Below are 11840 nucleotides of genomic sequence, written 5' to 3' on the forward strand. Positions count from 1 at the left end.
GAAGTTCAGCGTCCGGGCACGTATCCGCGTTCCTTGTCGACCACGTTCGGCAGAGTCCTGCCCGCTTCCCAGCGCTCGTACAACTCCACGAACTGCGCGCTGAGTTCGTCCCGCCAGCCGACGGTGTCGCCGCTCATGTGCGGAGAGACGATCAGCCCCGGCAGCTCCCACAACGGGCTGTCCGCGCCCAGGGGTTCGTGCCGGAAGACGTCCAGCGCCGCGCCCGCGATCCACCGCTTGGACAGCGCCTCCGCCAGGGCTTCCTCGACCACCAGCCCGCCGCGCCCCACGTTGATGAAGCAGGCGGAGGGCTGCATCATTCCGAACCGGCGGGCGTCGAACATGCCGGTCGTCTGCTCGGTGAGCGGCGCGGCGGCGATGACCCAGTCCGCGCGGGCGATCAGCCGGTCCAGGTCCTCGGCGCCGTGGATACCGGTGCGGGGCACCCGCCCGACCAGGGCGCAGATCACCCCGAGCGCCTTCAGCGTGGCGACGATCGCCCGCCCGATCGGCCCGGAACCGACCACGCACGCGCGCGTGCCCTTCAGCCGCCGCGACTCGCGGTGCCGCCAGGTCCGCTGCCCCTGGAACTCCAGGGTGCGCGGCAGGTCCTTCGCCATCGCCAGCACCAGGGCGGCGACGTACTCGGCGATCGGCTCGTCGAAGACACCGCGCGCGTTGGTGACGACGGTGTCGGAGGCGGTGAGTTCGGGGCACATCAGATGGTCGACACCGGCGCTCGCGGTGTGCACCCAGCGCGGCCGGGGCCCCTCACCGGGCCAGGCGTCCCGTACCGCCCGCGAGGTGAAGTCCCACACCAGCAGGACATCGGCACGGGGGAGTTTCTCCGCGAGCGACGCCTCGTCCGTGTGCTCGATCCGCGCCCGGCCGGTGAGTTTCCCGAGCCGGGGGAGGGGCTCGGCGTCCAGGACGAGCAGGGTGGGCGTGGTCATGCCGTTCCTTCGGTCGGGAGCGGGCGTCTGACATGCGCGGATTGACCACGCTCGCACCCGAATCTACCTTCGTCAACACGGACGCCTGCACCGTCCGCGGTTCCCACAATTCCTCGGTGAGGGCGGTGCCTGCGATGGACGTGTCCTTCCTCGGCGGACCCCGGCCGCAGCGCGGTGTCGGAGTGGTCGCCCCCTTCGACTTCGCCCTGGACCGGGAGCTGTGGCGCTGGGTGCCGGACGAGGTGTCGCTGCACCTGACGCGCACGCCGTACGTCCCGGTCGAGGTGAGCCTGGACCTGGCCCGGCTGGTGAGCGAGCACGAGACCCTCACCGAGGGCGTCCGCGCGCTGATCGCGGTCAGCCCCGAGGTGGTCGCCTACGCCTGCACCTCCGGCAGCTTCGTCGGCGGCATCGCGGGCGAGCGGGCCATGTGCGCGGCGATGACCCGGGCGGGCGCGGTGCCCGCGGTGACCACCTCCGGGGCGCTGCTGGAGGCGCTGACCGCCCTCGGGGCGCGCCGGGTGGCACTGGTGACGCCGTACACGGTCTCGGTGACCCGCTCGCTTGAGGAGTACGTGGCCGAGGCGGGCGTCAGGGTGACGGGGTGTGCGTTCATGGGGCTGACGCGGCACATATGGAAAGTGCCGTACCGCGATGTGGTGGACATGGCGCGCAGGGCGGTGCGCCGCGGCACGGACTGTCTGTTCATCAGCTGCACCAACCTGCCGACGTACGACGTGATCCCGCAACTGGAGGCGGAACTGCGCATACCGGTGATCTCGGCCAACCAGGTGACGATGTGGGCGGCGCTGCGGCGGCTGGGTACCCGAGCGGTGGGGCCGTACCAGTCGCTGACCGACCCGGCGGCCCGCAGCGGCCCCGCACTTCCGGACGTGGAACAGCAGCAGGAAGGTTCGACATGACGGCACTCGGATTCCTCTACCCGGGCCACTCCGCCGAGGACGACTATCCACGCATCGAGCAGCTCCTGGGCAGCGACATCCGGGTGGACCTGGTGCACACGGAGGTCGGTGAGGACGCGCACCGGGTCGACGCGCTGAAGGAGCTGGGCACCCCCGAGCGCCTGGCGGCCGGGGTGGAGCAGCTCAGGCTGGCCGGCGCCGAGGCCGTGGTGTGGGCCTGCACCAGCGGCGGCTTCGTGCACGGCTGGGAGGGCGCCCACGAGCAGGTGCGCACACTGGCGCTCACGGCGGGCATGCCGGCCTCCTCCACCTCCTTCGCCTTCGTGCACGCGGCGGCCGAGCTGGGGGTGCGCCGGGTGGCGGTGGGCGCGACCTACCCCGACGACGTGGCGGAGCTGTTCGCCGACTTCCTGCGCAGGGGCGGCCTGGACGTCCTCTCGGTCGAGGGCGCCGGGATCGTCATGGCGGCGGAGGTCGGCCGCTGGACCGAGGAGGACGTACTGGCCCTGGCCCGCCGCGCGGACCGCGAGTCGGCCGAGGCCGTCCTCCTTCCGGACACCGCCCTGCACACGGCGGCCCTGCTCCCCGCCCTGGAGAAGGAGCTGTCGAAACCGGTCCTCACCGCCAACCAGGTCACCGTCTGGGAGGCCCTGCGCCTGACGGACCGCAGGGTGAACGCCCCGTCGCTGGGGACCCTGTTCACCAGGGAGCCGATCGTGCAGGTCTGAGCGGTTCGCACGGGCCTCCGGGAATAAACCGGAGACACCCTCCTGTTATCGCCGGTCGGACAGGCGTACGGCACACCAGCAGGAGGCAGGCACCGATGGCGGCAGATGAGATCCGGGGCGCGGCACACGGCACCGCCCCCGTCCCGCTCTCCGTACTCGATCTGGTCACCGTCGGCTCGGGCAGCACCGCGAGCGACGCCCTGCGCACCAGCGTCGCGCTGGCCCGGTTCACCGAGGCCCGCGGCTTCCACCGGTACTGGGTCGCCGAGCACCACTCCATGCCCGGTGTGGCCTCCTCCTCACCGGCCGTGATCCTCGCCCACCTCGCCGCCCACACCGAGCGCATCCGCCTCGGCTCCGGCGGCGTCATGCTGCCCAACCACGCCCCGCTGGTCATCGCCGAGCAGTTCGGCACCCTGGAGGCGCTCGCCCCGGGCCGGATCGACCTCGGCCTCGGCCGGGCGCCGGGCACCGACGGGGCCACCGCCGCCGCCCTGCGCCGCACCGACCGGCTGAACGAGGGCGCCGACGACTTCCCGCAGCAGCTCGCCGAGCTGACCCGGTTCCTCGACGACGACTTCCCCGACGGCCACCCCTACCGGCGGATCCACGCCGTCCCCGGCCCGGTCCAGGCGACCGCGCCCGGCGGGGTGCAGTCACCGCACCGCCCGCCGGTCTGGCTGCTCGGCTCCTCCGGGTTCAGCGCGCGCCTGGCCGGGACGCTCGGCCTGCCCTTCGCCTTCGCGCACCACTTCTCCGCGCACAACACCATTCCCGCGCTGGAGCTGTACCGGGAGTCCTTCCGGCCCTCGGAGGTGCTGGCCGAGCCCTACGCCCTCATCGGCGTCTCCGCGCTCGCCACCGACGACGAGAAGGAGGCCGCGCGGCAGGTACGGGCCACCGGCCTGAACATGGTCCGGCTGCGCACCGGCCGCCCCGGGCTCTTCCCCACCCCCGAGGAGGCCGAGGCGCACCGGTTCAGCGCCATGGAGGAGGAGTTCATCGCCTCCTGGGGCGCCAACATCGTGCACGGCACCGCCGAGGAGGTCCGCGCCGGACTCGACGAGCTCCACAAGCGCACCGGCGCCGACGAGTTGATGCTCACCAGCCACGCCCACAGCGGCGAACTGCGCCTGCGCTCGTACGAACTCATCGCCGACGCCTACGAATTGCCCGCGTCGGCCTGAACACCGGGCCGACGCCTGAGGATTGCGCGCATTGGCCTGAACCCGAAGCCGGCGCCTACGGGTTGCCCGCGACCGCCTGAACCCGAAGCCGGCGCCTACGGGTTGCCCGCGACCGCCTGAACCCCCGGCGTGCGCAGCAGCTCGGAGATACGATCCGCCGTCACCGGCCGGGAGTACAGCCACCCCTGGCCGGTGTCGCAGCCGATCCGCCGCAGCCGGGACGCCTGCGCCGAGGTCTCCACGCACTCCGCGGTCACGGTGAGCCCGAGCCGGTGCGCGAGCTGGATCATCGCCTCGACCACCACCTCGTCGGCCGGATTGGGCGCGATGCCCTCGCCGTCGTACTGGAAGCCCTTGACGAAGGACCCGTCCAGTTTCAGTACGGAGACCGGGAGGCGGCTGAGGTAGGCCAGGTTGGAGTAGCCGGTGCCGAAGTCGTCGATGGCGATGCGCACGCCCATGTCGCTGAGCGCCTGCAGGGCCTGCTGGGGGCGGCCGCCGGAGCCCATCACGGCGGACTCGGTCAGCTCCAACTGGAGGAGATGCGGGGCGAGTCCGGTCTCGGCGAGGGTCTGCGCCACGTCCGCGACCAGGTCGGAGTCCCAGACCTGGCGGACCGCCACATTGACGCTGACGAAGATCGGAGGCTCGTCCGGATGGGCGAGCTGCCAGTCACGGGCCTGGCGGCAGGCGGTGGTCAGCGCCCAGCGGCCGAGCGGCACGATCGAGCCGTCCTCCTCCGCCAGTCCGATGAACCGATTCGGCGTCAGCAGTCCGAACTGCGGATGATTCCACCGGATGAGCGCCTCCACGCCGCGCAGCCGCCCGTCCTCCATGCACACCAGCGGCTGGTACTCCAGCACGAACTCCCCGCGGTCGATGGCGGGCCGGAGGGTGGAGGCCAGGGCCTGGCGGGTCATGCGGTGCGCGTTGCGCTCGGGGTCGAAGAGGGTCCAGCGGTCCTTGCCGTCGGCCTTCGCCCAGTACAGCGTGGTGTCGGCGGCCTGCATCAGCGCGGTGGGTCCGGTCCCGGCCGCGTGCCGCTCGACCACGCCGATCGAGGCGGACACCGACAGCCGGCGTCCGGAGATGTCGAACGGCGCGCGGAGCGCGGCCAGTACGGACTCGGCGAGGTCCGCGAGCTGCTCGGTGCCGGTGGAGTCCTCGACCAGCAGCGCGAATTCGTCACCGCCGAGCCGGGCCACCAGCGGGGTGCCGGCCCGGGCGTACCCGGCCTCGTCCGCGCACCGCGTCAGCCGTTCCGCGACCGCCGCCAGCAGCCGGTCGCCGACCCGGTGCCCGAGTGTGTCGTTGATGGCCTTGAAGCCGTCGAGGTCCAGGTAGCACAGCCCGATCCGCCCGGTGCCCTCCTCGTACGACTCCGCCTCCAGCGCGGCCGACAGCCGCTCGAAGAACAGGGTGCGGTTGGGCAGCCGGGTCACCGGGTCGTGGTTCTGCAAGTGCCGTAGCTGGGCCTGGAGTTCACGCCGGGCGCTGATGTCGGCGACCGACATCAGTACCCCGCCGCGCTGCGCGGCGGGCAGCGGGGCGATGGAGACCTGCGCCCAAAGGCAGTGCCCGTCGGGGTGCTTGAGCCGGCGGGTGCAGCGCAGCCGGGCCTGCCGTCCGCGCAGCACCTCGCGGTAGGCGTGCCAGGTGCGGGCGTCCGAGGTCAGGTCCACCAGATCCGCGGCGACCGCCCCGGTCAGCTCCTTCGGCGAGCTGCCGAGCAGCGCGCCGAGGGCGGGGTTGGCGCCGGTGACCAGGCCCTCCCGGTCGACGACGGCCATCGCCAGGGGCGAGGCGTCGAAGGCGGACCGGAAGGGGGTGGACTCGGAGGACGCTTCTTCGTAACTCTCTGTGACGACCGGCCCGATGAGGTCTGCCGCGGGCGCCGGCCCTTCGGACGTTCCGCTCACCGCTCGCTCCCGCAGTGCACTCGATCTTCGGATGGGTCTCGTCGGAGTTGGCCGACCGACCTGACGGCCGCCGGGCCGGACCGTGCAGGAAAGGGATCAGACAGTACAGGAAAGGTCAGGAAAGTGTGCCGATCATAGAGGCTGGGTTCGGGGCCTTCCAGCCACTCTCCAGTGTCCTGGACCGGGCCGTCGATCTGACAATTCGTTTCTGCCCGCCACTGGACGGGTTCAGCGCCCCCTCGACCACTTGTGACGGTCCGTGAGCGTTTCGGGGGTGTCGCGCGCGGATCGCGCACGTCACGGATGCGCCTCTCCTGCCCCCTCTCACCCGTCCGGTGCAGACAAACAGGGCGTAGTACGACAATCTCCACAAGGCTGGGTGCGGTGTCCCGCGAACCGCTCCCGGAGGTCCACGTGCCGCGTCAGCTCCCGCTCAGGGAACTCACCCGTGCGACGTTCCGGGGGATCGGCGACCGGCTGCGCGAGCGGCCCCGACTGCGCACCACCGCGGCCCTGTTCACCACCATGTCCGCGCTCGCGGCGACCTCCCTGCTCTCCGCGCCCTCGGTAGCCGAGCCGTTCGCGGCGGCGCCCTGCGCCCTCAAACGCACCGACGCCCACCACTCGGAGGGCCTGGACACCTGGAACGCCGCCTACCCGCGCCCGGACACCTCGCTGAACGCGGTCATGGTGTTCCTGTCCTTCCCCGACTCCGTCCCGCTGACCAGCCCCGCCGAGCTGACCGCCGACCACTTCCCGGCCACCGGCCGCTTCTTCGAACGGGCCTCCTACGGACGGTTCTCCCTGCGGGCGCATCCGCTGCGGACGTGGATCCGGATGCCGCGCCCCTCCACGGCGTACGCCATACAGCGCGACTGGCGCGCGGCGGACCGCGCCGCCTACCTCCGCGACGCCCTCGCGGTGACCGACCCCCGGGTGGACTTCTCGCGCTACGACATCGTGTACTTCGTCGCCGATCCAGACGCGCCCGGGGTGGACTCCGACGCCACGAAGGTCGTCAACCTGGAGACTCCGCTGCGCGCCGACGGCACCTCGATCCGGCGGGTGGTCACGGTCTTCGAGCAGCATCCGCCGGACCGGCTGGTGCTCGCGCACGAGACGGGGCACGTCTTCGACCTGCCGGACCTCTACCACCGGCCGCTGGACGGCAAGGGGGACTGGGACACCTACGTCGGGGACTGGGACCTGATGGGCAGCCAGTTCGGGCTGGCGCCGGACCTGTTCGCCTGGCACAAGTGGAAGCTCGGCTGGCTGGACCCGGACCAGGTGCACTGCGTGCAGGAGCGGGGCGGCGCGCGGCTGACCCTGGAACCGCTCGGCGCCGGGCCGGGCGCGGTACTGGCCGGCGTCGCGGGCGCCGCCGGGGCCCCTGCCTTCGGCCTCGGCGGCGGCACCAAGCTGGCAGTGGTCCGCACCGGCGCCGACAGCGCCCTCGCCTTCGAGGCGCGCGGCCGCGTCGGCAACGACACGGAGGCGTGCCGGGACGGCATCCTCGTCTACCGCGTCAGCAGCGCGGCGGAGTCGGGCCGCGGCCCGGTCGAGGTCATCGACGCCCACCCGCGCACGGAGGCGTGCTGGGAGAACTCGGTCTATCCACCGCTGGCAGACGCGCCGGTGTCCTTGGGAGAAACCTTCACGATCCCCGGCGAGAACGTCCGGGTGGAGGTCGAGGGGAGGACGGGGGCGGGGGCTTGGACGGTGCGGATTGTTACCGGGTAGGTCGTGTTGGGGGACGCCGCACTGGGGGCAGCGGCGGTTTTCGGACACGCACGAGGGGCCTCTCGCCATCGCGAGAGGCCCCTCGTTGTCTGTGCGCCGCCAGGGACTCGAACCCCGGACCCGCTGATGCTGGATCATCCGGGGGCAACCCCCGGACCCCCGGCCGGGCCGGTGGCGTCGAGGACCGGTTGCCCGTATGGCGAAAGGCCCCCCGCGCTTGCGGAGGGCCTTTCGTTGTCTGTGCGCCGCCAGGGACTCGAACCCCGGACCCGCTGATTAAGAGTCAGCTGCTCTAACCAACTGAGCTAGCGGCGCCTGCTGACGTCGTAGACCTTAGCATCCTGGTCGGCGGGAGGAAAAATCGATATCCGCACGGCCGCGCGGGCCGCCCGGACGGCCGCCCAGAGCAGGATCTCGGGGCCCGGCAGCCACGGGTGGCGGGTGTCCGGGGCCACCAGCCAGCGGGCGCCCGCCGGCGCGGACTCGGGGGCGCCGCCCGGCGCCGGGACGGTCACCGCGTCGCCGTTGCCGTGGCACAGCAGTGGCGGGATGTGCTCGGTGCGGCCGAACTCCTCCCAGCCCAGCAGCGACGGCAGCCGCTGGGCCGTGCCCGGCGCGGCGAACAGCAGCATGCGGCCCCGGAAGACCGCCACCGGCCCGGAGCCCGGCCCCTCGTCCCAGAGCCGGTCGAGTATCCGGCGTCCGAACATCGAGGGTGCGTTGACCACGTCGAAGACCGAGCCGCAGGGCAGCACGACGGGGGCGCCGGGCTGTTCCTCCCAGAGCGCCAGGGTGGTGCGCGGATACGTTCCTGCCGAGGCCAGCCAGGCGGCTCCGTCCGGGGTGACGCCCGCGGCGTCGAGGCAACTGCTCATGTCAGTAGGTGTACCGATCGTGAGCGGTCGGTTTCCGAGGGTTGTCGGAAACCGGGACAGGAGCGCGGGCGGGGGAGTATCTTGCCCGCCTCTTGCCCACCTGGCATATGCCGCGACGGCGGTTCCCCGGCTCCTGCGGCCCTACACGGGGTCGACGTGCTCCCGGCCCTCGACCGCTCCCCGCAGCAGGTCTCTGCCGAACTCGACCATCTTCTTGGCGTAGTCCTCGGTCCACTCCGCCCGCTCGGCGATGTCCGCCGTGGTGAGCCGGTCGAACCGGCGCGGGTCGGCGAGCTGGGCCGCCGCGATGGCCTGGAACTCCACGGCGCGGTCGGCCGCCGCGCGGAACGCCAGCGTCAGCTCGGTGGCCCTGGACAGCAGCGCCCGCGGGTCCTCGATGGACTCCAGGTCGAAGAAGTGCTCCGGGTCGGCCGCCGCCTGAGTGGGCTCGAAGAGCAGGGGCGCGGGGCGTAGCCGCGGTTCGTTCCGACGCGGCGTGGGCTCCGCCATGTCTTCTCCTTCGTACGTAAGGGCGACCCCCTGGGAAAGCGGGCCACCGTCCATTGTCCCGCGCCCACGCAAGAGGGCCTCGAACCGCAGGTCAGCGCTCAGGGCTTCCACGCCACCCGGTGCTCCCCCAGCCGCGCCAGCACCGCGTGGTTGGCCTCCCAGCCGTCCGGGAACTTCACCACCGTTCCGAGCTGGACCGGTTCCGTGGACGGGTAGTCGTCCAGGAGGTCCGTCACGCCCGCTCGGCAGATCATGATGCAGGCGTGGCGGTGGCGGGAGGCGAGGACGCACAGGCGGCCCGTCTCCAGGTGGAAGGCGGTGGCGTCGGGACGGCCGGAGAGCGGGTGCAGGACGACCGTGACGTCGTACTCGCGGCCCTGGAGACGGTTCGCCGTGTCCACCGTGACGTCCCGCACGCCCACGGCTTCCAGCGCCGCGCGGACCGCCGCCGCCTGGTCCCGGTGCGCGGTGCCGACCGCGATCCGGTCGGCGGTCAGCGGGACGGGGTCCGGTGAGCGCTCCGACGTGGCCGCGCCGCCCCGGTCCAGCAGCCGGCGTACCACCGCGGCCACGGCCCCCACCGCCTCCGGGTCCGTGCGCGGGGTCAGCCTCGCGGGCAGTTCCAGCAGGCCCCAGCCGGCCTCGGCCGCCTCGTCGATGACCCGGTCGGGGCCGGAGCCGTCGGACGGGACGGCGAAGGTGAGGCGGCGGTCGCCGTGGCCGGTGCCGCTGCGGAAGGGCGTGTACGGGTAGAAGGCGTCCGAGACCAGGGGCGCCGCCGATGCCGGGAGCCGCCAGGACACCGGCAGGCGGTGCTGGGGCAGTTCCGGGTTGTGGGCCAGGAGGGTGGTCACGGCGGACGCCGACGGGTCGTAGGACAGGCCCGCCCACTGGTCGCCGCCCACGATCGAGAACGGGTCCAGCTGGCCGGGATCGCCCACGAACAGCGCCCGCTCGAACAGCCCGGCCACGGCCAGCAGCGCGTCCGAGCGCATCTGGTACGCCTCGTCCACGATCGCGTGCCGCCACGGCTCGTCGACCTTCACATGCGCCCACTTCGCGGCCGTGGAGATGGTCACGGGCAGCCCGGTGAGGTCGGCGACCTTCGCCGACTTCCGTACGTTCGGCAGGTTGTCCAGCGCCTTGTCGTACGGGTCGGAGTCGCTGCTGTGCAGGCGGCCCACCGGCAGGTCGGGGTTCTTCTCGGCGAGGCGGATCACCAGGTCGTCGACCTGCGCGTTGGTCTGCGCCACCACCATCAGCGGGCGGCCCGCGTCGGCCAGCTCCAGCGCCGCGCGCACCACCAGCGTGGACTTCCCGGCGCCGGGCGGGGAGTCGACCACCACACCGCGGTGGGTGCTGTGCAGGGTGTCCGCGAGGATCGCGTCGGTGGCCCGCGCGGCTGCCGCGCCCGGGTCGAACACGGCGGTCACAGGATGTCCTCCTCGGTGGGCCGGTCGGCGGGTTCGGGTACGGCCTCACCGGGCGGCCCGCCGTGCGTCCACGGCGTCTGCTCCGGGTCCGGCAGCTTCGGCCCGCCGCGCTGGTCGTGCTCGAACAGCGTGAAACAGAGCCGGTCGCCCTTCTCCGGCACGGAACCCGGCTCGGGCTCCTTGCCGCGGCCCATCTTGTCCAGGATCCGCAGCGTCAGCTGGTCGCCGTCCGCCTCGACGAACTCCGCGGACTGCGGCTTGCCGCCCAGCGCGCGGTACACCTTCACCCGCTCGGCGAGCTGCGGGGTGTCGTCGGTGCGGACCGTCACCAGCGGGCGCGGGCTCGGCCGCTTGCCCTCGCTGTACGCCATCACCACGTCCGTGACCTCGCCCGCGAACGCCTCCCCGGACAGCCGCCGCGCCGCCATGACCAGCGGGTCGTCCAGCGCCTCCTGCGCGTCCAGGCGGGCCTGTTCGCGCTCGCGCGAGGCCAGCTTGTTCGCCGCGGTCACCGCGTCGTCGCGGCGCGGCTGCGGGGGCTCGCCCGCGGTGATCCGGTCCCGGTGGGCGGTGAACGACCAGCGGTCGCGCGTCCAGCGCTCCTCGACGTGCGCGCCCTCCTCGGGCAGGTGCGCGCGCAGCAGGTCCAGGCCCTGCCACACCGCGTCCCAGGTGGGCCGGGTGCACGCCTCGACCAGCGCGCGGATCTCCTGCTCGGCGGCGGTGAGGATGCCGAGCCGGGTGTCCGCCTCCAGGCCGTCCTCGGCGGCGGCCAGCGCGGTGCGCGCCCGGTCGTAGCGCTCCAGGGCGGGGGCGAGCAGCTTGTTGTCGAACGCCGGGTCGGTGGCCGGTCCGGCGGGCGGCCACAGCAGTTGGCCGCGCTCGTCGCGGGTCAGTTCCCGGCGCAGGGCGGCCTCGGCGCCGGTCTCGCCCTCGGGCGGGGCGATCCAGGCGAGCAGCGCGCCCAGGTGCTGGTCCTCCAGCGTGGACTGGCCGGTCGCCCAGTGCCGGGACAGTACGTCGGTCATGGCCAGCAGCAGCGAGGAGCCGGGCACGCGGGAGCGTTCGCCGTAGTGGGTCAGCCAGCGGCCCAGCAGCGGCACTCTCGGTGGGGCCGGGTAGGGGGTGTCCGGGTCCTGTTCCGCCGTACGGCGGAAGCGCATGGAGCGGCCGAGCAGGCGTACGTACTCCAGGCCCGCGCGGCTCGGCACGATCAGCTGGGCGGCGTCCGCGCACAGGTCGACCTCGACCTTGACCCGCTTGCCGGTCTCCGGGTCGGTGTCGGTGCGCTCGGCCGCCTCGACGACCTCGGTGTACCCCTCGATGTACGGCAGCACCACGTCCGCGAGGTCGGCCAGGAACTGGAACCGCAGGTCACGGTCGCGCGGCTGCGGCACCACCAGCAGCCGCGGCGCGTCCCGGTCGGTCCCGACCAGCGCCCCCAGCGGCGCCCCGGTCTCACCGGCGGTGGTGAGCGGCACGAACACCAGCGGCCGTGCGGACAGGTGCCGGTGGCGCACGGTGGCCGCGGGCTGCGCACGCCCGGCGTGGACGGCTTCCAGCCGGGCGAGG

Annotated in this window: 10 protein-coding genes and 1 tRNA gene; 4 read left to right on the top strand and 7 right to left on the bottom strand. The window is 73.0% G+C overall.

Going from position 1 to position 11840, the window contains the following annotated elements:
- Window positions 1–5: 5 nt before the first annotated feature.
- Complete coding sequence (locus tag GA0115233_RS15910) at window positions 6–953, bottom strand: D-2-hydroxyacid dehydrogenase (RefSeq protein ID WP_093720870.1); 948 nt, start codon at window positions 951–953, stop codon at window positions 6–8.
- 134 nt (window positions 954–1087) lie between these two features.
- Here GA0115233_RS15910 and GA0115233_RS15915 point away from each other — a divergent pair, with 134 nt between their 5' ends.
- The 3 genes from GA0115233_RS15915 (at window position 1088) to GA0115233_RS15925 (ending at window position 3791) form a co-directional block, all read left to right on the top strand.
- Window positions 1088–1876 carry a maleate cis-trans isomerase family protein gene (locus GA0115233_RS15915; protein ID WP_093720871.1) on the top strand — a complete coding sequence of 263 codons (789 nt, stop codon included), beginning with the start codon at window positions 1088–1090 and terminating at the stop codon, window positions 1874–1876.
- Complete coding sequence (locus GA0115233_RS15920) at window positions 1873–2604, top strand: maleate cis-trans isomerase family protein (RefSeq protein ID WP_093720872.1); 732 nt, start codon at window positions 1873–1875, stop codon at window positions 2602–2604. Before GA0115233_RS15915 ends, GA0115233_RS15920 begins: the two co-directional genes overlap by 4 nt.
- Window positions 2605–2699: 95 nt before the next feature.
- Entirely contained in the window at window positions 2700–3791 is a 1092-nt protein-coding gene (locus GA0115233_RS15925; RefSeq protein ID WP_093720873.1) for an LLM class flavin-dependent oxidoreductase, read from the top strand.
- A 95-nt stretch (window positions 3792–3886) separates the two neighbouring features.
- Here GA0115233_RS15925 and GA0115233_RS15930 read toward each other — a convergent pair whose 3' ends face one another.
- On the bottom strand, window positions 3887–5710 hold the full coding sequence (locus GA0115233_RS15930; protein WP_093720874.1) for a putative bifunctional diguanylate cyclase/phosphodiesterase: 1824 nt from the start codon (window positions 5708–5710) through the stop codon (window positions 3887–3889).
- Window positions 5711–6094: 384 nt separating this feature from the next.
- Between GA0115233_RS15930 and GA0115233_RS15935 the strand changes: the two genes are divergently transcribed.
- Window positions 6095–7450 (top strand): M6 family metalloprotease domain-containing protein, encoded by a 1356-nt coding sequence (locus tag GA0115233_RS15935; RefSeq protein WP_255310211.1) that lies wholly within the window; start codon window positions 6095–6097, stop codon window positions 7448–7450.
- Between the two features lie 241 nt (window positions 7451–7691).
- On the opposite strand, the gene GA0115233_RS15940 is transcribed toward GA0115233_RS15935, so the two are convergent.
- The 5 genes from GA0115233_RS15940 to GA0115233_RS15960 form a co-directional block, all read right to left on the bottom strand.
- Window positions 7692–7765 (bottom strand) — tRNA-Lys (locus GA0115233_RS15940).
- The gene (locus GA0115233_RS15945; protein WP_093720876.1) at window positions 7756–8325 is read right to left on the bottom strand and encodes a bifunctional DNA primase/polymerase; all 570 of its coding nucleotides are present in this window, start codon (window positions 8323–8325) and stop codon (window positions 7756–7758) included. The genes GA0115233_RS15940 and GA0115233_RS15945 overlap by 10 nt, the downstream gene beginning before the upstream one ends.
- A gap of 141 nt (window positions 8326–8466) precedes the next feature.
- Window positions 8467–8835, bottom strand: a complete 369-nt coding sequence (locus GA0115233_RS15950) for a hypothetical protein (RefSeq protein ID WP_093720877.1) — start codon at window positions 8833–8835, stop codon at window positions 8467–8469.
- Window positions 8836–8933: 98 nt separating this feature from the next.
- The gene (locus GA0115233_RS15955) at window positions 8934–10268 is read right to left on the bottom strand and encodes an AAA domain-containing protein (protein WP_093720878.1); all 1335 of its coding nucleotides are present in this window, start codon (window positions 10266–10268) and stop codon (window positions 8934–8936) included.
- A partial coding sequence (locus tag GA0115233_RS15960; RefSeq protein WP_093720879.1) for a hypothetical protein occupies window positions 10265–11840 on the bottom strand: 1576 nt, incomplete at its 5' end. The genes GA0115233_RS15955 and GA0115233_RS15960, both read right to left, overlap by 4 nt.

Source organism: Streptomyces sp. DI166 (assembly GCF_900091315.1).
In the GTDB taxonomy this organism is placed as follows: Bacteria; Actinomycetota; Actinomycetes; order Streptomycetales; family Streptomycetaceae; genus Streptomyces; species Streptomyces fuscus.

Excerpts from the sequence above, each read along its gene's own strand:
- GA0115233_RS15910 (WP_093720870.1), bottom strand. The coding sequence starts at position 953 with ATGACCACGCCCACCCTGCTCGTCCTGGACGCCGAGCCCCTCCCCCGG.
- GA0115233_RS15915 (WP_093720871.1), top strand. The coding sequence starts at position 1,088 with ATGGACGTGTCCTTCCTCGGCGGACCCCGGCCGCAGCGCGGTGTCGGA.
- GA0115233_RS15920 (WP_093720872.1), top strand. The coding sequence starts at position 1,873 with ATGACGGCACTCGGATTCCTCTACCCGGGCCACTCCGCCGAGGACGAC.
- GA0115233_RS15925 (WP_093720873.1), top strand. The coding sequence starts at position 2,700 with ATGGCGGCAGATGAGATCCGGGGCGCGGCACACGGCACCGCCCCCGTC.
- GA0115233_RS15945 (WP_093720876.1), bottom strand. The coding sequence starts at position 8,325 with ATGAGCAGTTGCCTCGACGCCGCGGGCGTCACCCCGGACGGAGCCGCC.
- GA0115233_RS15950 (WP_093720877.1), bottom strand. The coding sequence starts at position 8,835 with ATGGCGGAGCCCACGCCGCGTCGGAACGAACCGCGGCTACGCCCCGCG.